Consider the following 346-nt stretch of genomic DNA (forward strand, 5'->3'; position numbering starts at 1 on the left):
GCTCCAACCCGGGGTCGGAGCCCGCAATATCTGGCGATCCTTCTGCGAGGCGTGGCCCTTGTTCGATGGCACCGCCTCCGGCTACTGGCTACGGACCCAGTTCGAGTCGGTCTTCGGGTGGCAGGGTGAATTGTCTGCAGAGACGGCGGACGCAAGCTTCGAGGCCATTTCAACCAAGCTCGCGGAGCCCGGGTTCCGTCCCCGGGAACTGTTCAAGGACTTCAACATCGAGGTCCTCGCCACCACGGACGATCCCCTGGACAGCCTGGACAGCCACCGTGCGCTCGCCGCTGACCCGTCGTTCCACGGCCGCGTGGTGCCCACCTTCCGCCCGGACGCGTACATC

Annotated in this window: 1 protein-coding gene; it reads left to right on the forward strand. The window is 65.9% G+C overall.

Going from position 1 to position 346, the window contains the following annotated elements; genetic code table 11:
- Nucleotides 1–346 (forward strand): glucuronate isomerase (locus ACPYOG_RS19290; protein ID WP_481295745.1); only part of this gene is annotated, 346 nt, incomplete at both ends.

This window comes from Leifsonia sp. HAY1-4F (assembly GCF_056755275.1).